The following is a 23948-nucleotide window of genomic DNA, read 5'->3' as shown; positions in this document are numbered from 1 at the left end:
ACCTTTTTAGACAGCCCCTTTCTTATTTCGTTAAAAAATCAATGATTATTCATCAACTTTTTTACCGCCGTCTAATTCAGCTTTCAATTTTTCTAATTCTTCGAATTTACCGTCAGCTGCTAATTGTGCTTGTTCAGCCCAAGTAGTAGGATCAGAAGTATTGAAGTTAGAACCAGCTTCAGCTAAAATTTCTTTAACTTTTTCTGCATCAGTTTTAGCTAATTCAGCGTAAGTATCGATTCCAGCAGCTGCTAATACTTCAGCAATTTTAGGACCGATACCTTCAACGATTGTTAAATCATCACCTTGAGCAACTGGAGCTTTTGCTTCAGTCTCAGTAGGTTTTTTCTTTGATGTAGAACGACGACGAGTAGATTTTTTCTCAGTTTTAGCAGTTTTTCCGTAAACTTCGTTGTAGTCTACTAATTCGATAAATGCCATCTCTGCGTTATCACCTAAACGGTTTTCCAATTTGATGATACGAGTGTAACCACCTGGACGAGAAGCAACTTTTTCAGATACTTCGCGGAATAAGATAGTAACAGCATCTTTATCTTTTAAGTAAGCGAATACCGTACGACGTGAATGTGTAGTGTCGTTTTTAGATTTTGTAATCAAAGGCTCAACGTAAGTACGTAAAGCTTTAGCTTTTGCTAAAGTCGTAGTAATACGTTTGTGTTTAATTAATGAAGTCGCCATGTTAGCTAACATCGCCTTACGGTGACTGTCAGTGCGGCCTAAGTGATTAACTTTTTTTCCGTGTCTCATTTTTTTAATTTGTTTTTGTGCGTACCGTTCTTTCTTTCAAGCTTGTATCGTATAATCAGATTATTATCTCTACTCCCAAGAGGAATTACGCAACAGGTCGCTTATTATAGTAATTTATTATTCTTCGTCTAGCTTGTACTTAGACAAGTTCATACCAAACGATAAACCTTTAGATTTAACTAACTCTTGAATCTCGCTTAAAGATTTCTTACCGAAGTTGCGGAATTTCAACATATCTGCAACGTCGTAAGTTACTAATTCTGCTAATGTGCGGATATCAGCTGCTTTCAAACAGTTCAAAGCACGAACTGAAAGATCTAAGTCAACTAACTCCGTTTTCAAAATCTTACGCATGTGTAAGATCTCTTCATCAACAACCTTAGTCTCTTCTTTAGTTTGAGATTCCAACAACATGTTCTCATCAGAGAATAACATGAAGTGTTGAATTAAGATTTTAGCTGCTTCTTTCAAAGCATCTTCTGGATGAATAGAACCATCAGTAGAGATGTCTAACAACAATTTCTCGTAGTCAGTCTTTTGCTCAACACGATAGTTCTCAATGGTATATTTTACATTTTTGATCGGAGTGTAGATAGAATCGATCGCGATCATTCCAACAGGACCGTCAACTACTTTATTTTCTTCCGCATTCACATAACCACGACCTTTACCTACCGAGATTTCAACCTCTACAGTAACGGAGTTATCCATGTTACAGATAACCAATTCAGGGTTTAATACAGTGAAATTGTTAGAGAATTTAGTAATGTCTCCAGCTGTAAATTGATCTTGGCCGTTGATAACTACAAAGATTTTCTCGTTATCGCCTTGCTCACCAGTCTTTTTGAAACGTACTTGCTTCAAATTAAGAATGATTTCCGTAACATCTTCTACCACGCCTTTAATCGTAGAGAATTCGTGCGAAACGCCTGAAAATCTTACCGACGTAATTGCATATCCTTCTAGAGAGGACAATAAAATACGGCGCAAAGCATTACCAATAGTTACACCAAAACCTGGTTCTAATGGACGAAATTCGAAAGTACCATCAAAATCAGTTGATTTTTGCATGATAACTTTATCCGGTCTTTGAAATGCTAAAATTGCCATTTATGTTCTTTTAAGTTTTAGTACTTGATATGATATAATACTAACATGCAAACTTTAGTAGAATGCATGTTAGTATCATTTATTATTTAGAGTATAACTCTACAATTAAATTTTCTTTAATGTTCTCTGGAATGTCAGCTCTTTCAGGGTAAGTTACGAAAGTACCTTTCAATTCGTTTGCATCCCACTCTAACCAGCTGAATTTGTTGATTTTTCTTCCAGCTACCGAGTTTGAAATCGCTTCTAATGATTTCGAACGCTCGCGAACTTCAATAACATCACCAGGGCGAATGCTATATGATGGAATGTTAACTACTTGACCGTTAACAGTAATATGCTTGTGCGAAACTAATTGACGAGCAGCTGAACGTGTAGGAGCGATTCCTAAACGGTAAACGATATTATCTAAACGTGCTTCTAATAATTTCAAGAAGTTCTCACCTGTAATACCTTGTTTTGCTGCTGCTTTTACGAATAAGTTAGAGAATTGACGCTCTAATACACCGTAAGTATATTTAGCTTTTTGTTTCTCTAATAACTGAATTGCATATTCAGATTGTTTTCCTCTTCTTTTTGAAGGACCGTGTTGGCCTGGAGGATAGTTTTTCTTTTCTAATGCCTTATCTGGGCCGAAAATTGGCTCTCTAAATTTACGAGCGATTTTGGACTTAGGTCCTGTATATCTTGCCATTTGTTTGTTCTGTTTGAAGTATCATTCAGCCTTTAGCTGAAGAATCTTATCTTAAACACTCTATTATTAAACTCTTCTACGTTTTGGAGGACGACAACCGTTGTGAGGAAGTGGAGTAATATCCTTAATCGTCGTTACGTCGATTCCAATTGTTTGTAAAGAACGGATCGCCGACTCACGTCCAGCACCAGGTCCTTTTACAAAAACTTCAACTTTACGCAATCCTAAGTCGTATGCAACTTTACCACAGTCGTTAGCAGCTTGTGAAGCAGCATATGGAGTGTTCTTTTTAGAACCTTTGAAGCCCATCTTACCAGCTGAAGACCATGAAATTGTTTGACCTTGATTGTTAGTCAAAGTTACGATGATGTTGTTAAAAGTAGCGTTGATATGAGCTTGACCAACAGGCTCAATAACTACGATACGTTTTTTAGTAACTTTTTTACTTTTAGCCATTTCTTAATTACTTATTATTTAGTAGCTTTTTTCTTGTTAGCAACTGTCTTACGTTTTCCTTTACGAGTACGAGAGTTGTTTTTAGTGCGTTGACCACGAACTGGTAAGTGTTTACGGTGGCGTAATCCACGGTAACAACCAATATCCATCAAACGTTTGATGTTCAATTGTACTTCTGAACGTAATGCACCTTCAACTTTGATTTCATCGTTGATGATAGTACGAATTGCAGCTAATTGATCATCATTCCATTCCTGAACTTTCACGTTCTGATCGATGCCTGCTTTATCTAAGATATAAGCAGCAGTGGAACGACCAATACCGAAAATATAGGTAAGGCCAATAACACCTCTTTTGTTTTTAGGTAAATCTATACCTGATATCCTTGCCATATAATATTTTAAGCGATTATGTTAATAACTACCCTTGACGTTGTTTGAACTTAGGGTTCTTTTTGTTAATTACAAAAACTTTTCCTTTGCGACGGATGATCTTACAATCCGCACTGCGTTTTTTAATTGATGCTCTAACTTTCATTTTTATAAGTTTTTTATACTGCTACCAATAAACCGGAGCCTATTTATAGCGGTATGTAATTCTTCCTTTGGTTAAATCATATGGAGACATTTCCAACTTCACTTTATCACCCGGCAGAATTTTGATGTAGTGCATGCGCATTTTCCCAGAAATGTGGGCAATGATCTCATGACCATTCTCTAGCTCTACACGAAACATCGCGTTTGAAAGTGCTTCCTTTATGATACCGTCTTGTTCTATCGAGGCTTGTTTAGCCATATAAGCTCTTATTTTTGTGTATAAATTCGCAAAACAGGAGTGCAAAGATAAATAAATTAATTGAAAACCAACTACTTTTTATCTAAAACTTTCTCTATTGCATCAAAATTTAATAATACGTCCGGTTTGCCCTTTCTGATCGCAACCATCTGCTCAAAGTGAGCTGAAAGTTTACCATCAATGGTACTTACTGTCCATCCATCGTCCCAAAACTTCACGCCTCCTTTACCTGCATTGATCATAGGTTCAATACAAATTACTAACCCCTCTTCAAGTTTAGGACCGGAACCTCGCTTACCGTAGTTTGGCACTTCAGGTTTCTCATGTAAATGGAAACCAACACCGTGTCCTACAAGTTCGCGAACAATACCATAGTTATAACGCGTTACGTATTCTTGAACGGCTGCAGATATATCCCCGACACGTTTACCAGCTACCGCTTCATCAATACCTTTGTAAAGTGAAGCTTTAGTAACATCCAGTAATTGCTGTGCTTCCGGAGAGATCTCACCTACACCAAAAGTATAAGCAGAGTCACTAATAAAACCATTTAAATTAACACCACCATCAACAGACACGATGTCTCCCTCTTGCAACACATACTCACTTGGAAAACCATGAACGATTTGATCATTCACCGAAATACAAAGCGAGTACGGAAAACCGTGGTAATTTAAAAACGCAGGTGTACCTTTATGATCTTTGATAAATTCAAAAGCGAACTGATCAAGAGACAATGTTGTGATACCCGGTTTAACTAACGAAGCAATTTCAGCAAGTAACTGCGAGAGTACATTTGCTGACTCTCGCACTTGCTCAATTTCTTCGTCTGTTTTATAATATACTTTAGACATTCAAAAATTAAATTGCTGATTGGTCGTAACCCTCAACTGTTGTTGCCGAGCTACGGCCTTTTACTCTACCTGTCTTCATCAATCCGTCGTAGTGGCGCATCAACAAGTGACTTTCAATTTGTTGGATGGTATCCAACACTACCCCTACTAAGATCAACAACGAAGTACCACCATAGAAATGAGCGAATTGGTTGTTAACACCAAACAATGTAGCAATCGCTGGTAAAATAGCAATCACAGCTACAAATATTGCCCCTGGGAATGTAATGTGAGAAATCACATTATCGATAAACAAATTAGTTTCATATCCAGGTTTAACGCCCGGAATAAATCCACCATTCTTTTTCATATCCTCCGACATCTGCTGAGGATTAACCATGATTGCGGTGTAGAAGAATGTAAATGCGATGATCAACAAAGCAAATACAACATTATACGTCACAGATGTATAGTTACTCAAAGACGTCAGGAAGTCCGATTGCACGTTCGGGAAGAACTGCGTTAAGGACATCGGAAGGAACATGATCGCTTGCGCGAAAATGATTGGCATTACACCTGCTGCATTCACTTTCAAAGGAATGTACTGACGAACACCACCGATTTGTTTATTTCCAACGATTTTCTTAGCGTATTGTACAGGAATCTTACGAACCCCTTGAACCACAAGAATGGTAAATATTACAACGAAGAACAAGGCTACGAATTCTAATAACAATGGAATTGGACCACCACCACTAGGACTCATTCTTGATCCCCACTCTGCTGTAATACCTGCAGGAAGCTGCGCGATAATACCTGCCATAATAATAAGTGAAATACCATTACCGATACCTTTATCAGTAATCTTCTCACCTAGCCACATCACAAACAGTGTACCTGCTGTCAACACGATTGCAGAAAGAATAGAGAACATCGGATCAGCAATAGTTTTCGCTTCAGGACCGATTTGTGTCTTCACGTATGCAATTGACTGTACCAAAGTAATCGCTACTGTTAGGTAACGAGTAATTTGAGTCATCTTCTTACGCCCAGACTCTCCCTCTTTTTGCATTTTCTGAAAAGCAGGAACAGCTATCCCCAATAACTGCACAACGATAGATGCGGAGATGTATGGCATTACGCCTAATGCAAAAATTGCCGCACGTGAAAAAGATCCACCGGCAAACATATTGATTAGGTTCATAATATCATTACCACCTTCTCTGTTTACTACCAATGCATCCGGATTAACACCTGGCAATACCACGTGACATCCTATGCGGTATATTAAAAGAAATAGTAACGTATTTAAAATACGATTACGTAGTTCTTCAATCTTCCATATATTGGTTAAGGTTGTGATTAGTTTCTTCATGTATTATTACAGTTTAACGATAGAACCACCTGCTGCTTCAATAGCTTTTTGAGCTGAGGTAGAGAACGCATGAGCTTTAACTTCTACTTTCGCAGTAAACTCACCACGACCTAAGATTTTCACCTTGTCGTTTTTAGAGATTAAACCGTGAACATTTAAAGTTTCAAAGTCTACAGTCGTTAAATTGTGTTTCTCAACTAAACCTTGTAATACATCTAAGTTAACACCTACATATTCTACACGATTAATGTTTTTGAATCCGAATTTAGGAACGCGACGTTGTAAAGGCATTTGACCACCTTCGAAACCAATCTTCGTAGAGTGACCTGAACGAGATCCGGCACCTTTGTGTCCACGAGTTGAAGTTCCGCCACGACCTGATCCTTGACCACGACCAATACGTTTCTTACTTTTTGTTGAACCAACTGCTGGTTTTAAATTACTTAAGTTCATTTTAAACTTGATTGTGTTACGCCTTCGCTCTCACTAAACAGGCAATAACCTTTTAATATTTAATGAATAAACAGAATGGAAAGGACTGTGAGAAATCCTTTCCATTGTTATTTTTAAACAGTTTCTACTGCTACTAAATGGTTCACTTTACGAACCATACCAATGATTGCTGGTGTAGCTTCAACTTCTACTGAGTGATTGATTTTTTTCAAACCTAATGCCTCAATAGTTTTCTTTTGGCGCTCGCTTCTGTCGATAACGCTCTTTATCTGGGTGATTTTAATTTTTGCCATGATATTAACCGTTAAATACTTTGTTTAAATCGACACCACGTGTTTGTGCCACTGTATAAGCATCACGCATGTTTGCTAAAGCGTCGATAGTAGCTTTAACAACATTGTGAGGGTTAGAAGATCCTAATGATTTTGCTAATACGTCAGTGATACCTGCAGACTCTAAAACTGCACGCATAGCACCACCCGCTAATACTCCTGTACCGTGTACAGCTGGTTTAATCAAAACTGAACCACCAGAGTATTTACCGTACTGCTCATGAGGAACTGTACCTTTAATGATAGGAACTTTCACTAAGTTTTTCTTAGCGTCATCAATACCTTTAGTAATTGCTTCAGTAACCTCTTTTGCTTTACCTAAACCGTATCCTACGATGCCATTCTCGTCACCAACTACAACGATAGCTGAGAAACTGAAGGTACGACCACCTTTAGTAACTTTCGCTACGCGTTGGATGCTTACTAAGCGATCTTTTAATTCAATCTCGCTTGATTTTACTCTTTTAATATTGCTTAATGCCATTTCTTTCTTTGATTAAAAGTCTAAACCGCCTTCGCGAGCACCTTCAGCCAATGATTTAATACGGCCATGGTATAGATACCCATTACGGTCAAAAACTACTTTGCTAATTCCTGCTGCGATCGCTTTCTCAGCAACCATTTTACCTACAGCTTTAGATTGATCAACTTTGTTACCTGATGCAGCAAATTCTTTTGATGATGAAGAAGCAGACACTAAAGTCTTACCCAATGTATCATCAATGATCTGTGCATAGATACCTTTATTACTTCTAAAAACCGTTAAACGCGGACGTTCTGTAGATCCAGCCAGGTGTTTTCTGATTCCTTTTTTTATTCTCGCTCTACGAGTTGATTTAATTCCTGCCATGGTTATTATTTTTTAGCTGATTTACCTGCTTTTCTTCTTAATACTTCCCCTGCGAACTTAATACCTTTACCTTTGTATGGCTCTGGTTTACGGAAGCCGCGGATTTTCGCTGCTACCTGTCCGATTAATTGTTTGTCAATTGACTCCAATGTAATAGTAGGGTTCTTACCTTTTTCAGCAGTAGTTGTAACTGTAATTTCCTTTGGCAATACGAAAACAATCTGGTGAGAGAATCCTAAAGTTAACTCTAATGTATTACCAGTGTTTGAAGCACGGTAACCAACACCCACTAACTCTTGTGTAGTTTTGTACCCTTCGGTTACACCGACTACCATGTTGTTAATCAAGGCGCGGTATAAGCCGTGTAATGCTTTGTGTTTCTTTTGTTCTGTAGGACGTGTAACGACGATCTGACCATCTTCTTCTTTAACAGTGATGTCGCTGTCCACTTGTTGTGTTAATTCACCTTTAGGGCCTTTTACTGTCAACAAGTTCTTGTCTGATACAGTAATTGATACTCCCGAGGGAATAGCAATTGGCGCTTTTCCAATTCTTGACATTTCTTTGTGTGTTTTTTCCTAGATTAATAAACGTAACATAAAACTTCACCACCAACATTTTGAACGCCAGCTTCTTTATCCGACATTACACCTTTAGATGTAGATAGGATAGCAATACCTAGACCGTTCAGAACACGAGGAAGGTTGTCAACATTTGCATACTTTCTTAAACCAGGTTTACTCACACGTGTCAAAGTGCGAATAGCCGGTACTTTGCTAATCGGATGGTATTTCAAAGCAATTTTGATTGTGCCTTGAGGACCTTCTTCAATAAATTTGTAATTAGCAATGTAACCCTTGTCAAAAAGAACTTTAGTGATTTCTTTTTTTAGGTTCGATGCAGGAATTTCAACAACCCTGTGGTTGGCCTTAATGGCATTCCTTACTCGTGTAAGGTAATCCGCTATTGGATCTGTATTCATTATTTATAAAAATTATGATAATGGTTTCCATCCTTTACCTAAAGGACAGACCTATTATCTGTTAACAATATTTGCAATGCAAAAAAAACCCGATAAACCGCATTACGCGATTTATCCGGGCAAAAGTAAATATTTTTTTTGGTTTACCAAGAAGCTTTTTTCACCCCTGGGATTTTTCCGTCTAATGCCATCTCACGGAATGTTACACGAGAGATACCAAATTGACGCATATATCCCTTAGGACGACCTGTTAATTTACAACGATTGTGCAAACGTACAGGTGAAGCATTCTTAGGTAATTTGTCTAAAGCTGCATAGTCACCAGCTGCTTTTAATGCAGCACGTTTCTCAGCAAACTTCGCAACTAATTTCTGACGCTTTACTTCGCGTGCTTTTAATCCTTCTTTAGCCATTGTTGTTCGAATTTTGATTTTTGAATGGTAAACCGAATTGTTTCAATAACTCTAATGCTTCGATGTCATTCTTAGCAGAAGTTACGAAAGTGATATCCATACCTTGGATCTTATTGATCTTGTCAATGTTGATCTCAGGGAAGATGATCTGCTCAGTAATACCTAAGTTGTAGTTACCGTGTCCATCGAATCCTTTATCGTTGATACCGCGGAAGTCACGGATACGAGGTAACGAAACAGCAATTAAACGATCTAAGAATTCGTACATATTGTTGTCGCGTAATGTTACACGAGCACCAATAGGCATGCCTTTACGCAATTTAAAGTTCGAAATATCTTTTTTAGACTTTGTCGGAACTGCTTGTTGTCCTGTGATCAAAGTTAACTCGCCAATTGCATTGTCGATTAATTTCTTGTCAGCAGTAGCAGCACCAATACCTTGAGATACAACGATCTTCTCCAATCTAGGAACTTGCATAACGCTCTTGTATTGGAATTTCTCTTTTAGAGCTGCACGGATCTCATCCGCGTATTTCCCTTTTAATCTCGGTGAATAAGTCATTATTTAATCTCCTCCCCTGATTTTTTTGCGTAACGTACTATTTTACCATCTGCATTTACTTTACGTCCAATACGAGTAGTATTACCTGTTTTAGGATCGATTAAAGCAATGTTAGAGATGTTAATCGCAGCTTCCTTTTCGATGATACCACCGTTAGGGTTTGCTGCACTAGGTTTAGTGTGTTTCTTAACGATATTAGCGCCTTCTACGATAGCTCTATCTGCATCCACTAAAATTTGTAAAACTTTTCCTTGAACACCTTTAGAGTTACCAGCGATAACTTTCACTAAATCTCCTTTTTTAATTTTGATTTTGTGAGTAGTAGTTTTTTTCTTCTGTGCCATAATTATAAAACCTCCGGTGCTAGTGATACGATTTTCATGAACTGCTTCTCACGTAACTCTCTGGCAACTGGGCCAAAAATACGAGTACCGCGAGGCTCATCGTTATTGTTTAACAATACTGCAGCGTTATCATCGAAACGAATGTAAGAACCATCTTTACGACGAATCTCTTTTTTCGTACGAACTACAACTGCTTTAGAAACTGAACCTTTCTTCACGTTTCCTGAAGGTATAGCGCTCTTTACGGTAACAACGATCTTATCACCGATAGATGCATAACGCTTGCGCGTACCGCCCAATACACGGATTACTAAAACCTCTTTAGCTCCGCTATTGTCAGCTACATTTAATCTTGATTCCTGTTGTACCATTATTTAGCCCTTTCTAAAATTTCAACTAATCTCCAGTTTTTTGTCTTACTCAGCGGACGAGTTTCCATGATTAATACCGTATCGCCGATACCGCAGGTATTCTCTTCGTCATGAGCTTTGAATTTAGTAGTTTTTTTAACGAACTTACCGTAGATAGGGTGTTTCACTTTACGCTCAACCGCTACTGTAATCGATTTGTCCATTTTATTGCTAACTACTAAGCCGATTCTTGTTTTTCTTAAATTTCTTTCCATTTCGACTTAATTTTTATGCCTCAGAGGCTGTTTCAGATTTTGCTGCATTCTTACGCTTTGAAACCTCTGTAGAGATACGAGCGATAGTTCTGCGAGCTGCTTTGATAACATTTGGGTTCTCAATAGCAGAAACAGCGTGTGCAAATTTCAATTTGTTAAAGGCAGCTTTCTCTTCTGCAAGACGAGCTGTTAAATCCTCTGTTGATAATTCTACGATTTCTGAATTTTTCATTTTTTTCCAGTGTTGGGTCGGGTTATCTAAACTTTTAATAATGCCTTACGGGTAACGGCCGTAAGGCTAAATTTTAGACATTACCGACGATTATTATGCTTCAACGTAATCTCTACGTATCACAAACTTAGTTTGAACCGGTAATTTTTGAGCAGCTAAACGTAATGCTTCTTTAGCAATCTCTAAAGGCACACCTTCTGCTTCAAATAACATACGGCCTGGGCGTACTACTGCTACCCAGTATTCTGGAGCACCCTTACCCTTACCCATACGTACCTCTGCAGGTTTCTTAGTAACAGGTTTGTCAGGGAAGATACGGATCCACACTTGACCTTCACGTTTCATATAACGTGTTACGGCGATACGTGCTGCCTCAATTTGACGGCTTGTGATCCATGCTGACTCCAGTGATTTGATACCGAAAGAACCGAAAGATAACTCCGCACCACGGCTAGCATTACCCTTCATGCGGCCTTTCTGCATCTTTCTGAACTTCGTTCTTTTTGGCTGTAACATGTTCGTATTTTGTTAAAATCTGTTCTAACAGATAGTTTTAAATCTTAATTAATTAATCTCTTTTTCCACCACGGTTGTTATCACGACGACCACCACCACGGTTGTTATCACGACGGCCTCCGCCACGGTTGTCACGACGGTCTGAACCACCTTCGTTACCACCACGTGACTTCACACCTGATGCTTGACCGATGTTTGGAGATAAGTCACGTTTACCGTAAACTTCACCTTTACAGATCCAAACTTTCACACCGATCTTACCGTAAGTAGTTAATGCTTCTGCTAAAGCATAGTCGATATCTGCACGTAATGTGTGTAAAGGAGTTCTTCCTTCTTTGTATTGTTCAGTACGTGCCATCTCAGCACCACCTAAACGACCTGAACACATTACTTTGATACCTTCAGCACCCATACGCATCGTTGAAGCGATAGCTGTTTTCATTGCACGACGGAAAGAGATACGAGCCTCTAATTGTTTTGCAATACCTTCAGCTACTAACTTCGCATCTAGCTCAGGACGTTTGATTTCAAAAATGTTGATCTGAACATCTTTCTTAGTCAATTTCTTTAACTCTTCTTTGATCTTATCAACCTCTTGTCCGCCTTTACCGATAACGATTCCTGGACGTGCCGTGTGGATTGTAACAGTAATACGTTTTAAAGTTCTTTCAATAACAACTTTTGCTACACCGCCTTTAGCGATACGTACAGAAAGATACTTTCTGATTTTTTCGTCCTCAACTAACTTATCAGAATAGTTGTTGCCTCCGAACCAATTAGAATCCCATCCTTTGATGATCCCTAATCTGCTACCTATTGGATTTGCTTTTTGTCCCATTCTTAGTAATATTAGTTATTAACGTTGTTTACACTGTCTACCACCAAAGTAACATGATTTGAACGCTTGCGAATTCTGTAACCACGACCTTGTGGAGCTGGACGTAATCTCTTTAATTGACGACCACCACCAACAGATACTTCTTTTACAAATAAACCACCATCCTCAACTGAAGCGCCTTCATTTTTAGCTTCCCAGTTTTTGATTGCTGATAATAATAATTTCTCAACACGGATAGCAGCCTCTTTACCTGTATGTTTTAGAATGTATAATGCATTCTCAACTTTTTGACCACGGATAAGATCCACTACTAAACGCATTTTGCGCGGAGACGTAGGGCAGTTCAATAATTTGGCAGTAGAAGCTCCTCCTACCTGAGCTTTTAACTGCTCTTTGCGCTGTTTAATTAAAACAGATTTTTTAAGTTTCTTTGTTGCTTCCATTACCTATTATTTTTTCTTTTCTGCGTGGCCTCTGAAAGTACGCGTAGGCGCAAATTCACCAAGCTTGTGACCAACCATATTCTCTGTTACATAAACTGGAATGAATTTATTCCCGTTGTGCACTGCGAAGGTATGGCCAACAAAATCAGGTGAAATCATTGATCTACGAGACCAAGTCTTAATTACTGACTTTTTGTTTGTTTCATTCATAGAAAGAACTTTTCTTTCTAAGTTGTGATCGATATAAGGACCTTTTTTAATTGAACGAGCCATTATTTTTTCCTTCTCTCAATGATGTAACGATTCGATGTTTTCTTCTTGTAGCGAGTTTTGTAGCCTTTAGCTAAAACTCCTGTGCGTGAACGAGGGTGACCTCCTGATGAACGACCTTCACCACCTCCCATAGGGTGATCAACAGGGTTCATAGCAACACCACGTACGCGAGGACGACGACCTAACCAACGCTTACGACCAGCTTTACCTAACACTTGGTTAGATTTCTCAGCATTTGATACTGAACCAATCGTTGCAACACAGGTTAATAAGATCATACGAGTCTCTCCTGATGGCAATTTGATAATTGCATACTTTCCATCACGTGCAGATAATTGCGCGTAAGTTCCTGCTGAACGAGCGATTGAACCACCTTGACCAGGATTCAACTCGATGTTGTGGATGATAGAACCTAATGGAATGTTTGCAAGTGGCATTGTATTACCAACTTCTGGGGCTACTGATTCACCTGCAATTACAGTTTGACCAACTGTTAAACCGGCTGGAGCAATGATGTAACGTTTCTCACCATCTGCGTAGTGCAATAATGCAATACGTGCAGTACGATTCGGATCGTACTCGATTGTAGCTACTGTTGCAGGGATATCTTTTTTATCGCGTTTGAAATCTATTAATCGGTATACTTTTTTATGTCCCCCACCGATGTAACGCATAGTCATTTTACCGGAGTTATTACGACCACCTGATTTCTTTACTTTAGCTACTACTAATGATTTCTCAGGAACGTTTGTTGTAACGTCTGAATAATCAGCACCAACTCTAAAGCGTGTACCAGGGGTTACCGGTTTGAATCTTTTAACTGCCATTTCTTATTATAGTGTACTGTAAAAGTCAATAGTTTCACCATCCTTAACTGTGATGATGGCCTTTTTATACTTAGGGCTTCTTCCAGAAACGAAACCAGCTTTTGTGTAACGGCTTTTTGCTTTACCCGCAACAACTGCAGTGTTAACTGCAACTACTGATACGCCAAACATTTGCTCAACAGCTTGTTTGATCTGGATTTTGTTTGCTCTGTGATCTACTTTGAAAGCGTAACGGTTTAATTTTTCCGTCAATAATGAAGCTTTCTCAGTTAAGATAGGTTTTTTAATAATTTCCATATTACTTAGCTAATGCTTCCTCCAAAGTTTTTACAGAATCTGCAGTCAACAATAATTTTGTAGCATTTAATACATCATATGTATTCAACTCTGATGCTACAATAACTTTTGCTTTCTTCAAGTTTCTGCTTGATAAATAAACATTGTTATTGTATGCTGATAATACTAATAAAGTTTTTTCATCAGCAACATTTAAAGCGTTGATTAAAGACACATAGTTCTTTGTTTTGATTGAATCGAAGTTAACTTCATCCAATACTACAACATTGTTCTCTTGTGCTTTGTAGCTTAACGCCGATTTACGAGCTAATTGCTTTAATTTTTTGTTCAATTTAAAGCTGTAGTCTCTTGGTTGAGGACCGAATACACGACCACCACCATTAAACAATGGAGATTTGATAGAGCCCGCACGAGCACCACCTGTACCTTTTTGTTTGTGTAATTTACGAGTTGAACCCGCGATTTCATTACGTTGTTTAGATTTGTGTGTTCCTTGGCGTTGGTTCGCTAAGTATTGTTTCACATCTAAATAGATCGCATGGTCGTTTGGCTCTACACCGAATACTGACTCAGGAAGTTGCACCTTGGCACCTGTTTCTTTACCTGATAAATTTAATACTTTAACTTCCATCTCTCTACTATTTGTCTACGATTACAAATGAACCTTTAGCTCCAGGAATGGAACCACTAACAACGATTAGGTTTTGCTCAGGGTAAACTTTCAATACTTGTAAGTTTTGAACTTTTACGCGCTCACCACCTGTACGACCTGCCATGCGCATTCCTTTGAATACACGTGAAGGCCATGATGAAGCTCCCAATGAACCTGGCGCACGTAGTCTGTTGTGCTGACCGTGAGTCGCACCACCTACACCACCAAATCCGTGACGCTTCATTACACCTTGGAAACCTTTACCTTTTGAAGTACCAACTACATCAACGTACTCGCCTTCTTCGAATAAAGTAACATCCACGATGTCACCTAGTTGCTTCTCATCTTCGAAAGTTTTGAACTCAACTAGTTTACGCTTAGGACTAACCCCTGCCTTTGCAAAGTGTCCTTTTAGAGGAGCCGATGTGTTCTTTTCCTTAGCTTCATCAAAACCAAGTTGAACTGCTGAATAGCCATCTTTCTCTACCGTACGTATCTGCGTAACCACGCACGGCCCAGCCTCGATTACTGTACAAGGGATGTTTTTCCCTTCAGTGTTGAACAGGCTGGTCATTCCTACTTTTTTACCAATAATTCCTGACATGTTATAAATTAATTAATTAATCGTCCATCGAAGCAGTAGGGCTTCGCTCAAGACACAATCCCCCCTAAAGGGATTGCAAAATTACAAACTATTTTATAACTATCAAATAATAAGTGAATTATTTTTTTTATTCCGAATGCCAGTCTGCCCTTTACCTAGAAATTTTATTCTTTGATTAAAGGTTCGCCCGCAAGTAAGCGTTGGTATCTTACTAATGCCTCTACATAATAATAGTCTGCATAGGTTAAAGGAACATCAATTTCAGAATTCAATGGCAATGCACCTACGCTGTGTTTCAAGATAAAGCCGCCATTTTCCCCATTCTTAGCAAAATAGGTGTCTGAGGATAGATTCTTCAGCATGGTTTCAGCCTTTTTAAAGTAATTTGTTGATTCTTTCCTTTTTGTATAAGAAGATAGCTCCATCAATGCAGATGCAAATAACGCTCCAGCAGAAACGTCGCGCAAATCCCTTTGGCTATAGATCTTACTATCAGCAGGAACTTTATCATAATCATAATCCCATACTGGAATTAAGTCCGCAGGCATATTTTTATGATTCAAGATATATTTGGCAATCTTGCGCGCTTGATTTAAATATGCTTTGTCCTTTGTTTCTCTATACATCATCGTATAACCATACAATGCCCAAGCCTGTCCTCTTGCCCACGCTGACTCATCAGAAAAACCCTGATGTGTTTTCTTGGCAATGACAGCACCTGTTTCTGGATCATAATCAATAACGTGATAAGAACTATTGTCTTTACGGAAGTGATTTTTGATCGTTGTGTTGGCATGGGCTTTAGAGATATCCGCATATTTCTGATTCCCGGTCATCTTAGATACCTGCATTAAGAACTCTAAATTCATCATGTTATCAATGATCACAGGAAACTTCCATTTACCATGATCCCATGAACGAATCGCTTGTGTTTTCGGACTATATCTAGACGTCAAAGATTCTGCGCCCGTTGCTAATATTGGTTTAAATTGGGTACTATCTCCAGTTAGACGCAAAGCATTACCGAAACTACAGAACAGCATAAATCCCAGATCGTGCGTTCCTTTATTGTATTGCTCCTTCTCCAAATGCTTGAGCTTTGCTAATGCAAGATTCAGCAATTCCTTATCACCGGTTCCTTCCGAGAGCAATAACAATGTTCCAGGATAAAATCCCGAACACCACCATCTCGACCCGGAGAATACATGGGCTCCTTTTTCGAAAGTCTTCGGAAACTGATCTTCCGGTGTTGCTGCTGCCAGTACTTTGATTTGCTTCGCTGAAGCTGCAAGTTGCCCGTCAATGAAGCTCTTGTCTAACGCAAGATCTTTTTTCGCTTGCCCCATCACAGAGCCAGCACTCAGTATAAACAATAGCGAAGAGAATAATAAAGTTTTTGTGTTCATAGATGTATAATTAGCACTATTTAATAAGGTTTCTTTTGGTTTTCCCTTTTATAGGAAATTTGAAAGTAAGGATAGTTTTTCAATAAGAATCATTAAAAAACCGAAATCGATTTCGCGAGTTACCCCCAAACAAGAAGAGGCTATCTCTTTATGATAGCCTCTTCTTGTTTTTAATATTTATATGGAATTAAAATTGTCCGGTATTCAACATAACCAAAGTACATGCCTCTACAACTTCTATACCCTGCGCCCTTGCTTTATCTGCAAGTTCAGCATTCTCCGCACCCGGATTAAAGATGATACGCTTCGGATTAGTTTTTAAAATATAATCGTAATAAGGTGCTTGGTTTTGTGGACCAACATACAAAGTAATCGTATCAATATCCTGATGAATAGTCTCGGCAGGCTCAATCTCTGCTCCAGCAACCGTTCCAACCTTTCTACCAACATTCACAATAGGAAATCCTTTCCTTACCAACTTATTTGCTACTAAATAGGAGTATCTAGCTGGATTAGTACTCGCTCCCAAAATCATGGTTTTTTTCATATGTTACTGAATTAATTATTGAACAAATTCTCCATTTGCGTTGTACGCATTTTGTCTCAAAATAGGAATTTCTAATATCTTATACAAATTATCTAAATTATTCAAGCTGCCGTTTGCCATGTTTGTTAGAAGTACAATCGTCACGTCGTTCTTCAAATCACGCACGAACAAGCTTTTGAATCCATGCCACCATCCTGTATGGTAAACAATTGGATTGCCAGGAGGATTGAATGTACGCCAGCCATAGCCATAACTGAACAGACTCCGCTTGGCGTCGCTACGAGGAACAAAAGAAGAATCCTGCAAAGCCTTTCCTAATACACGACCATCTCGCAAGGCAAGATCAAGCTTATACAGGTCGCGTACTGTACTATAAATCCCTTTGTCGCCCACAGGCCCATCCAGATAATTCTGTACAACAGAGCGTCTCCAAACCTTATCATGCCCTACGACATGTGTTGGAATTTTCTCGTAAACCGCTTTAGAATAAACATTTGTATTTTTCATCCCCGCAGGATCGAAAACATTTTCCTTCATAAAAACGGCAAAATCCTTCCCACTCACCTTCTCGATGATTGATCCTAGGACCATATAGTTAGAATTGTTATAATGGAATCTGCCATCGGGCGCACCATAGCGGCCTGGATGATGCTGAATCAATAAGCTCATCGCATCTTGGTTCGTCATACCCTTCTTACGATCAGGCCAAACCGTCTCCGCAAAATAAACATAGTTTGGAAGTCCTGAACGATGAGACAACAATTGCTGTATTGTAATACCCTTATATGGAAAATCTGGATAATATTGTTCGACTGAATCCGTAAGTTTCAACTTACCTTGCTCGGCCAAGATCAGCACCCCTAGCGCGGTCATAGGTTTGGAAACCGATGCTAACTCAAACTGCGAATTGATATTTAGACTATCCTTCAATAAGTGATTTGCCCAACCAAACGAATTCTGATAAAGAATCTTCCCTTTCTTTGCCACCAAAACATTGCCGTTAAACCCAGCACGCTTGTGCAAATTCTGCATAAATGAATCTATCTGCTGATCCGCTTCCGCAGGATTGTATATTAAACTTATGCTATCTTTTTTATCCTGCTTTTCCCGCTCTTCAACCTGCTTTGCTTCTGGAGACCCTCCGCAGGATGCTAAAGCAAAAACCGCAATCCCAAGGGCTAAACTAAACTTTCTAAAATTCACGCTATCCGTTCTAAGTCTATTCGATCGATTAAATTGTCAATGCAACACAAAATAGTTTTTTCTCGACAAAAAAACAACTGATTGTTAGTAGTTAGTACTTAGTATTTAGTATTAAGACCCAATGCTGACCACCATGTCATCTTCCCTCTCAACTATAAAGACATTCCCTACCTCACTCCTTGCCTATTTATCCGCCCCTTCTTTTTGCTTTCAACCACTAATACGCAAATAACAAATTATAGGTCTATATACTAACTACTAAATACTATATACTGAAACAAAGAAAGCCCTCTCGCGAGGGCTTTCTTTGTTTCTTATTGTTTAGGCCAATAAACGAATTGGCGCTTCTAATAATCCTTTTAGAGTTTGTAAGAATTGTGCTCCTGTTGCACCATCCACTACGCGGTGGTCACAACCTAAAGACAACTTCATTACGTTTCCTGGTACAACAGCTCCATTCTTAACAACTGGAATTTGTTGGATAGCACCTACGGAAAGAATAGCGCCATCAGGTGAATTGATAATCGATGTAAACTCATCAATACCGAACATACCTAAGTTAGAAACGGTGAAAGTTGATCCTTCCCAATCAGAAGGTTGCAATTTCTTAGCTTTTGCTTTTTGAGCGAAGTCTTTCACTTCCGCAGATATATGTGATAACGATTTACCATCAGCGAAACGAACAACAGGTACTAACAAGCCGTCTTCAACAGCGATAGCAACACCAATGTTTGTATGCTCATTGTATCTGATTTTATCACCTAACCAAGAAGAGTTCACAGCAGGGTGTTGTTTCAATGCGATTGCTACCGCTTTGATAACGATATCATTGAACGATACTTTTACTGGAGCAACTTCATTGATTTGAGCACGCGCAGCGATCGCATTATCCATATCGATACTAACGTTCAAATAGAAGTGAGGTGCAGTAAACAATGACTCTGACAAACGACGAGCAATTGTTTTACGCATTTGGTTTACCGGTTTTTCAGTGAAACGCTCTTCTCCAATATATTGAGGTAAACTTACAGTCTTCGCTTCAGTCTCTGCAGCTTTCGCAGGAGCAGATGCCGCAGCCGCAGCTGGTGCCGCAGAAGGGGTAAAGTTCTCCACGTCTTTCTTAACAATACGTCCACCTTCAGCCGAACCTTTTACTTGTGAAAGGTCAATTCCTTTTTCCTTAGCAATTTTCTTCGCTAATGGAGAAGCTTTCACACGTGAATCTGATGAAGTGCTGCTAGCAGCTTCCGGAGCAGGACTTGTTTCCGCTGGAGCATCAGCTTTCTTCTCTTCGGATTTATCTTCCGCTTTTGCAGCCGGCTTTTGATTCAACAATGGAGTTACATCAGTTCCAGCAGGACCAACGATCGCAATGATATCATTTACTTTCGCCGCTTGACCAGCTTCAACACCAACATACAATAAAGTACCTTCAGCGTATGCTGTTACTTCCATTGTCGCTTTATCTGTCTCAACGTCTGCAATCGCATCGTCAGACTTAATAGAATCACCAACTTTAAAGTTCCACTGTGCGATAACACCTTCAGTCATCGTATCGCTTAGTAAAGGCATTGTAATTACAGTAACACCTAAATCTTCAGCAGAAACTTGTTCGCCAGCAGGAGACGATTCCTCAGCTTTTTCTTCTTTTTTCTCTTCTTTTGGAGCCTCTTCTTTCGAAGTCTCCTCAGCTTTCGCTGCAGGTGCCGCGTCGCCTTCTAGTAAAGCTTTATAATCTTCACCTTCTTCACCTAAAACAGCGATAACTGCATCAATCGCTACAGCTTCACCTTCTTTAGGACCAATATATAACAATGTTCCTTCTTGATAAGATTCGAAGTCCATTGTCGCTTTATCTGTTTCAATCTCGGCAACCAAGTCACCAGAGTTTACTTTATCACCAACTTTTTTGTGCCATTTCGCGATCACACCTTCAGTCATTGTGTCGCTCATCTTCGGCATTCTTACTACTTCAGCCATTGTTTAGGTATCTTCTATTTTAGTTAAAGTAATTCTAATTAATCCATTACAAAAGGATAATCCTCTTGTACATATACATCTTTGTAGATCTCATCCGCTGTAGGATATGGAGACTCCTCGGCAAACTTCACTGAATCATCAACAATTTTCTTAATCTCAGCATCTACTTCTGCAAACCAAGCCTCGTCAGCATACTTGTTCTCAACGATGGCATGTTTTGTAGCCAACAATGGATCTCTCCCTTTATACTCTTCCAACTCTTCTTTCGTACGGTATTTCGCAGGGTCAGACATTGAGTGACCTTTATAACGGTAAGTACGAATTTCTAAGAATGTAGGACCTTCACCCGCACGAGCACGTTGAACAGCCTCATCCATTGCGTTGTGAACAGCAACAACGTCCATACCATCAACTGGAGCACATGGCATATCAAAACCAAGACCCATTTTGTAGATATCCGTCATGTTTGTTGTACGTTGTACTGAAGTACCCATTGCATAACCGTTGTTCTCACAAACGAAAATTACAGGTAACTTCCATAACATCGCCATATTTAATGTTTCATTGAAAGCTCCTTGGCGTACAGCGCCATCACCCATATAACAGATGTTCACGTTGTTTGTGCCTAAGTATTTTTCAGCAAATGCAATACCAGCACCTAAAGGAATCTGGCCACCTACGATACCGTGTCCACCCATAAATTTATGCTCCTTAGAGAAAAAGTGCATCGAACCACCTTTACCTTTTGAACAACCAGTAGCTTTACCGAACAATTCCGCCATACAAGCATCTGCAGAAACGCCTTTTGCTAATGCATGAGCGTGGTCGCGGTATGCTGTAATCAATGAATCTTCCGGCTTAATAACTGACATTGTCCCAGCTACTACTGCTTCTTGTCCAATATATAAGTGACAGAATCCGCGTATTTTTTGCTGTCCGTATAATTGGCCAGACTTCTCTTCAAACTTGCGCATGAGCAGCATTGATTTATACCACTCTAAATAGGTTTCTTTTGTTATAGGTGTTGAACTCATTTGTACGAATTGAATTTCTTTACTTAACTGACTACAAATCTAATCAATATTAACGAGATTTCGGATAAATTTTAGGTGACATTTAACGCATTTTGTCATAACACTAACAAAATTCAAGGCCGATATAAATAACAAACGGCCCATTTCAGGCCGTTCTAAGTTATGCTAATATTTTTGATAGATCTTCCAACGTTACTTTCTGCTGCTCGCCGGTTTCCATATTCTTTAAACTCAATTGTCCGGAAGCGACTTCTTCATCGCCAACCAACAAAACATAAGGTATCTGCTTCGAATCTGCATAGCTCATTTGCTTCTTGAGTTTCACGGCGGACGGATAAAGTTCTGCCGCAATACCAGCTTCACGCAATTTAAACAATATAGGTAAAGTAGATGCCTCTAGTGCTTGGGCAAAATTGATGATCAACACTTTCGTCCGCTCGCCATTGCTCGGTGGAAACAACTGCAATTCTTCCAAAACATCATAGATGCGATCCGCCCCAAAGGAAACTCCTACGCCAGTCAGATCTTTTAACCCGAACATACCGGTCAAGTCATCATAACGACCACCTCCACCAATGCTCCCCATCTGCACCTCGTTCGTCTTCACCTCGAAAATACATCCTGTGTAATAGTTAAGACCACGAGCCAGCGTTATATCCACTTCCACTTCCCTTTCTAAAATTGCAGACTGACCGAGTTTTCGAAGATATTCAAATACTGTTTCAATCTCCTCTACCCCCTTTAAACCAACAGAGGAATTAGCTAACACAGACTTCAGCGAATCCAATTTCTCTTGATTTGAGCCGTTGAGCTCAATGATAGGCTTTAGGACCGCTAAGTCAGCCTCCGTAAAACCACGCTCCAAGAGTTCTTTGTTTACCCCTTCCAAACCAATCTTATCGAGTTTATCGATAGCTACCGTCATATCGACGATCAATTCAGGTTTTCCTACGACTTCAGCAATACCAGAAAGGATCTTACGGTTGTTCAACTTGATATTGAAATCCTTCAAACCCAATTTCGTCAAAGCCTCATGATAGATCAATACAAACTCTGCCTCATTCAGCAAAGAATCAGAGCCAACCACGTCGACATCACATTGGTAAAACTCACGGTATCTCCCCCTTTGAGGACGATCCGCACGCCACACCGGCTGTATTTGGAAACGCTTGAAAGGTAAAGAAATTTCATTTTGATGCATCACCACATAGCGAGCAAAAGGAACAGTCAAGTCATAGCGCAAAGCCTTTTCCGAGATCGAAGAAATCAAAGCAGTCGAGTTCTTCTCGGCCAATAAGTTCTCCGGGGCCTTCGATAAGTAATCCCCAGAATTTAAGATCTTAAAAATCAACTTATCACCTTCGTCTCCATACTTCCCGGTCAATGTACTCAAATTCTCAAACGAGGGAGTCTGAATCTCACTGTACCCATACTTCTTGAAAATCGTCTTTAATGTATTGTAAATGTGATTACGTTTCTCCATTTCTACCGGAGTAAAATCACGTGTTCCTTTAGCTAATGATGGTTTAATTGATGCCATGAGGGCAAAGGTAGCAAAAATAGTATTTAGTAGTTAGCATTTAGTATTAAGACCTAGGGTGGATAATTAAGCCTTATTTTTTTGCAAAGAGATGCATATGAACATGAAGCATGAACAGAGGGATGGGACTACCAAATTCCTTTAAAAAAATTAGAAATATCTTCCGACTTGGGTCTAACTACTAAATACTAGCTACTAAATACTACCCTATTCAAATATCTTCAAATACTCGCAGGCTTTTTCTGCGGCCATTTTCTCGGCGCTTTTCTTATTGAAGTCGCGACCTATACCGCAGTCTTCTCCGTCTACCACCACCTTAACAGAGAACATCTTGGCAGACTCTCCTTCGGGGTTATCGATCTGAATGAAGGCAACCTCTTTTCCATTGTGTTGACACCATTCGATCAAACGGCTTTTGAAGTTGGTTTCAGTAATTTCTAGGGTGTGTATATCGACGTGTGGTTTGATGATGCGTGACAATAAAAATTCACGAGTGAATTTATACCCTTTATCCAGATACACGGCTCCGATCAATGCTTCGAATGCATCGCCCAATAAAGAACCCTGCTTATTAGGATAACTGATCATGCGGGCATCAAATTCAATGAGTTCGTTGAAACCAAGTTTGCGCGACAGCTGATTCAAGTTTGCACGTGAAACAATCTTCGAACGCATTTCTGTTAAGAAACCTTCATCTTTATAAGGGTAAAGTTTAAACAATAGTTCTGCTACTACTGAACCCAGAACAGCATCACCCAAAAACTCTAAACGCTCATTGCTATTTTTAACCCCCTCTTTAATCGGCTTAGCAACCGATTTATGTCGAAACGCCATTTGGTATAACCTGACATTCCCCGGCACAAAGCCTAAGATATTCTTTAACTTCTTGAAGTAAGCTTTTTGGGGAGATAAATACAGTTTATAAACACTAATCGGCATACCAACATCTTTAAGAAGAAATAGGTAG

At 39.3% G+C, this 23948-nt stretch carries 36 protein-coding genes; all 36 read right to left on the bottom strand.

Going from position 1 to position 23948, the window contains the following annotated elements:
* Nucleotides 1-45 precede the first annotated feature (45 nt).
* Complete coding sequence (gene rplQ / locus B2400_RS04075) at nucleotides 46-768, bottom strand: 50S ribosomal protein L17 (protein WP_293931076.1); 723 nt, start codon at nucleotides 766-768, stop codon at nucleotides 46-48.
* Between the two features lie 117 nt (nucleotides 769-885).
* A complete protein-coding gene (locus tag B2400_RS04070; protein WP_149524848.1) occupies nucleotides 886-1878 on the bottom strand; it encodes a DNA-directed RNA polymerase subunit alpha in 993 nt (330 codons plus the stop codon).
* 82 nt (nucleotides 1879-1960) lie between these two features.
* On the bottom strand, nucleotides 1961-2569 hold the full coding sequence (gene rpsD, locus B2400_RS04065) for a 30S ribosomal protein S4 (RefSeq protein ID WP_149524847.1): 609 nt from the start codon (nucleotides 2567-2569) through the stop codon (nucleotides 1961-1963).
* 66 nt (nucleotides 2570-2635) lie between these two features.
* Nucleotides 2636-3025 carry a 30S ribosomal protein S11 gene (gene rpsK, locus B2400_RS04060; RefSeq protein ID WP_149524846.1) on the bottom strand — a complete coding sequence of 130 codons (390 nt, stop codon included), beginning with the start codon at nucleotides 3023-3025 and terminating at the stop codon, nucleotides 2636-2638.
* A 14-nt stretch (nucleotides 3026-3039) separates the two neighbouring features.
* Nucleotides 3040-3417 (bottom strand): 30S ribosomal protein S13, encoded by a 378-nt coding sequence (rpsM, locus tag B2400_RS04055; protein WP_149524845.1) that lies wholly within the window; start codon nucleotides 3415-3417, stop codon nucleotides 3040-3042.
* A 28-nt stretch (nucleotides 3418-3445) separates the two neighbouring features.
* On the bottom strand, nucleotides 3446-3562 hold the full coding sequence (ykgO, locus tag B2400_RS04050; RefSeq protein ID WP_013665024.1) for a type B 50S ribosomal protein L36: 117 nt from the start codon (nucleotides 3560-3562) through the stop codon (nucleotides 3446-3448).
* A gap of 39 nt (nucleotides 3563-3601) precedes the next feature.
* A complete protein-coding gene (infA, locus tag B2400_RS04045; RefSeq protein ID WP_021071231.1) occupies nucleotides 3602-3820 on the bottom strand; it encodes a translation initiation factor IF-1 in 219 nt (72 codons plus the stop codon).
* A gap of 71 nt (nucleotides 3821-3891) precedes the next feature.
* Nucleotides 3892-4674: a type I methionyl aminopeptidase gene (gene map, locus B2400_RS04040; RefSeq protein ID WP_149524844.1), complete on the bottom strand. Its 783-nt coding sequence runs from the start codon at nucleotides 4672-4674 to the stop codon at nucleotides 3892-3894.
* 7 nt (nucleotides 4675-4681) lie between these two features.
* A complete protein-coding gene (gene secY, locus B2400_RS04035) occupies nucleotides 4682-6028 on the bottom strand; it encodes a preprotein translocase subunit SecY (protein WP_149524843.1) in 1347 nt (448 codons plus the stop codon).
* A 6-nt stretch (nucleotides 6029-6034) separates the two neighbouring features.
* Nucleotides 6035-6481, bottom strand: a complete 447-nt coding sequence (rplO, locus tag B2400_RS04030) for a 50S ribosomal protein L15 (protein ID WP_149524842.1) — start codon at nucleotides 6479-6481, stop codon at nucleotides 6035-6037.
* A gap of 113 nt (nucleotides 6482-6594) precedes the next feature.
* Nucleotides 6595-6774 (bottom strand): 50S ribosomal protein L30, encoded by a 180-nt coding sequence (gene rpmD, locus B2400_RS04025; RefSeq protein ID WP_149524841.1) that lies wholly within the window; start codon nucleotides 6772-6774, stop codon nucleotides 6595-6597.
* A gap of 4 nt (nucleotides 6775-6778) precedes the next feature.
* Complete coding sequence (gene rpsE / locus B2400_RS04020; protein ID WP_311201636.1) at nucleotides 6779-7282, bottom strand: 30S ribosomal protein S5; 504 nt, start codon at nucleotides 7280-7282, stop codon at nucleotides 6779-6781.
* Nucleotides 7283-7309: 27 nt separating this feature from the next.
* On the bottom strand, nucleotides 7310-7672 hold the full coding sequence (gene rplR / locus B2400_RS04015; protein WP_187774032.1) for a 50S ribosomal protein L18: 363 nt from the start codon (nucleotides 7670-7672) through the stop codon (nucleotides 7310-7312).
* Nucleotides 7669-8223, bottom strand: a complete 555-nt coding sequence (gene rplF, locus B2400_RS04010; protein ID WP_149524838.1) for a 50S ribosomal protein L6 — start codon at nucleotides 8221-8223, stop codon at nucleotides 7669-7671. Before rplF ends, rplR begins: the two co-directional genes overlap by 4 nt.
* A gap of 23 nt (nucleotides 8224-8246) precedes the next feature.
* Nucleotides 8247-8648, bottom strand: coding sequence for a 30S ribosomal protein S8 (rpsH, locus tag B2400_RS04005; RefSeq protein WP_246172553.1), 402 nt, complete (start codon nucleotides 8646-8648; stop codon nucleotides 8247-8249).
* A gap of 140 nt (nucleotides 8649-8788) precedes the next feature.
* Nucleotides 8789-9058 (bottom strand): 30S ribosomal protein S14, encoded by a 270-nt coding sequence (gene rpsN, locus B2400_RS04000; protein WP_093100399.1) that lies wholly within the window; start codon nucleotides 9056-9058, stop codon nucleotides 8789-8791.
* Nucleotides 9051-9620: a 50S ribosomal protein L5 gene (gene rplE / locus B2400_RS03995; RefSeq protein ID WP_149524836.1), complete on the bottom strand. Its 570-nt coding sequence runs from the start codon at nucleotides 9618-9620 to the stop codon at nucleotides 9051-9053. The genes rpsN and rplE overlap by 8 nt, the downstream gene beginning before the upstream one ends.
* On the bottom strand, nucleotides 9620-9964 hold the full coding sequence (gene rplX, locus B2400_RS03990) for a 50S ribosomal protein L24 (protein WP_149524835.1): 345 nt from the start codon (nucleotides 9962-9964) through the stop codon (nucleotides 9620-9622). Before rplX ends, rplE begins: the two co-directional genes overlap by 1 nt.
* 2 nt (nucleotides 9965-9966) lie before the next feature.
* The gene (rplN, locus tag B2400_RS03985; protein WP_037498951.1) at nucleotides 9967-10335 is read right to left on the bottom strand and encodes a 50S ribosomal protein L14; all 369 of its coding nucleotides are present in this window, start codon (nucleotides 10333-10335) and stop codon (nucleotides 9967-9969) included.
* Entirely contained in the window at nucleotides 10335-10589 is a 255-nt protein-coding gene (gene rpsQ, locus B2400_RS03980; protein WP_149524834.1) for a 30S ribosomal protein S17, read from the bottom strand. The genes rplN and rpsQ overlap by 1 nt, the downstream gene beginning before the upstream one ends.
* Before the next feature lie 13 nt (nucleotides 10590-10602).
* Nucleotides 10603-10821 carry a 50S ribosomal protein L29 gene (gene rpmC, locus B2400_RS03975; RefSeq protein ID WP_149524833.1) on the bottom strand — a complete coding sequence of 73 codons (219 nt, stop codon included), beginning with the start codon at nucleotides 10819-10821 and terminating at the stop codon, nucleotides 10603-10605.
* A 93-nt stretch (nucleotides 10822-10914) separates the two neighbouring features.
* On the bottom strand, nucleotides 10915-11337 hold the full coding sequence (rplP, locus tag B2400_RS03970; protein ID WP_149524832.1) for a 50S ribosomal protein L16: 423 nt from the start codon (nucleotides 11335-11337) through the stop codon (nucleotides 10915-10917).
* A gap of 52 nt (nucleotides 11338-11389) precedes the next feature.
* Complete coding sequence (gene rpsC / locus B2400_RS03965; RefSeq protein ID WP_149524831.1) at nucleotides 11390-12175, bottom strand: 30S ribosomal protein S3; 786 nt, start codon at nucleotides 12173-12175, stop codon at nucleotides 11390-11392.
* An 11-nt stretch (nucleotides 12176-12186) separates the two neighbouring features.
* Nucleotides 12187-12618, bottom strand: coding sequence for a 50S ribosomal protein L22 (gene rplV / locus B2400_RS03960; protein WP_149524830.1), 432 nt, complete (start codon nucleotides 12616-12618; stop codon nucleotides 12187-12189).
* A 6-nt stretch (nucleotides 12619-12624) separates the two neighbouring features.
* Nucleotides 12625-12891 (bottom strand): 30S ribosomal protein S19, encoded by a 267-nt coding sequence (gene rpsS / locus B2400_RS03955; RefSeq protein WP_002997495.1) that lies wholly within the window; start codon nucleotides 12889-12891, stop codon nucleotides 12625-12627.
* Nucleotides 12891-13718, bottom strand: a complete 828-nt coding sequence (gene rplB / locus B2400_RS03950) for a 50S ribosomal protein L2 (RefSeq protein WP_149524829.1) — start codon at nucleotides 13716-13718, stop codon at nucleotides 12891-12893. Before rplB ends, rpsS begins: the two co-directional genes overlap by 1 nt.
* A gap of 6 nt (nucleotides 13719-13724) precedes the next feature.
* Complete coding sequence (rplW, locus tag B2400_RS03945; RefSeq protein ID WP_153512427.1) at nucleotides 13725-14015, bottom strand: 50S ribosomal protein L23; 291 nt, start codon at nucleotides 14013-14015, stop codon at nucleotides 13725-13727.
* Between the two features lies 1 nt (nucleotide 14016).
* The gene (gene rplD, locus B2400_RS03940) at nucleotides 14017-14646 is read right to left on the bottom strand and encodes a 50S ribosomal protein L4 (protein ID WP_149524827.1); all 630 of its coding nucleotides are present in this window, start codon (nucleotides 14644-14646) and stop codon (nucleotides 14017-14019) included.
* Nucleotides 14647-14653: 7 nt separating this feature from the next.
* The gene (rplC, locus tag B2400_RS03935) at nucleotides 14654-15271 is read right to left on the bottom strand and encodes a 50S ribosomal protein L3 (RefSeq protein WP_149524826.1); all 618 of its coding nucleotides are present in this window, start codon (nucleotides 15269-15271) and stop codon (nucleotides 14654-14656) included.
* A gap of 164 nt (nucleotides 15272-15435) precedes the next feature.
* A complete protein-coding gene (locus B2400_RS03930; RefSeq protein ID WP_293931029.1) occupies nucleotides 15436-16677 on the bottom strand; it encodes a glycoside hydrolase family 88 protein in 1242 nt (413 codons plus the stop codon).
* Nucleotides 16678-16864: 187 nt separating this feature from the next.
* Complete coding sequence (locus tag B2400_RS03925) at nucleotides 16865-17224, bottom strand: CoA-binding protein (RefSeq protein WP_293931026.1); 360 nt, start codon at nucleotides 17222-17224, stop codon at nucleotides 16865-16867.
* A 15-nt stretch (nucleotides 17225-17239) separates the two neighbouring features.
* Nucleotides 17240-18427, bottom strand: a complete 1188-nt coding sequence (locus B2400_RS03920) for a serine hydrolase domain-containing protein (RefSeq protein ID WP_293931023.1) — start codon at nucleotides 18425-18427, stop codon at nucleotides 17240-17242.
* 321 nt (nucleotides 18428-18748) lie between these two features.
* Nucleotides 18749-20407, bottom strand: coding sequence for a pyruvate dehydrogenase complex dihydrolipoamide acetyltransferase (locus tag B2400_RS03915; RefSeq protein ID WP_149524822.1), 1659 nt, complete (start codon nucleotides 20405-20407; stop codon nucleotides 18749-18751).
* 38 nt (nucleotides 20408-20445) lie between these two features.
* The gene (gene pdhA / locus B2400_RS03910) at nucleotides 20446-21441 is read right to left on the bottom strand and encodes a pyruvate dehydrogenase (acetyl-transferring) E1 component subunit alpha (RefSeq protein WP_149524821.1); all 996 of its coding nucleotides are present in this window, start codon (nucleotides 21439-21441) and stop codon (nucleotides 20446-20448) included.
* 160 nt (nucleotides 21442-21601) lie between these two features.
* Nucleotides 21602-22981, bottom strand: a complete 1380-nt coding sequence (gene hisS, locus B2400_RS03905; RefSeq protein WP_149524820.1) for a histidine--tRNA ligase — start codon at nucleotides 22979-22981, stop codon at nucleotides 21602-21604.
* A 207-nt stretch (nucleotides 22982-23188) separates the two neighbouring features.
* On the bottom strand, nucleotides 23189-23920 hold the full coding sequence (gene rnc / locus B2400_RS03900; protein WP_149524819.1) for a ribonuclease III: 732 nt from the start codon (nucleotides 23918-23920) through the stop codon (nucleotides 23189-23191).
* Between the last annotated feature and the right edge of the window lie 28 nt (nucleotides 23921-23948).

Origin of the sequence: Sphingobacterium sp. UBA6645 (assembly GCF_002455685.1) — a bacterium.
GTDB classification, from domain to species: Bacteria; Bacteroidota; Bacteroidia; order Sphingobacteriales; family Sphingobacteriaceae; genus Sphingobacterium; species Sphingobacterium hotanense.
This window is presented reverse-complemented; position numbering and strand designations above follow the sequence as displayed.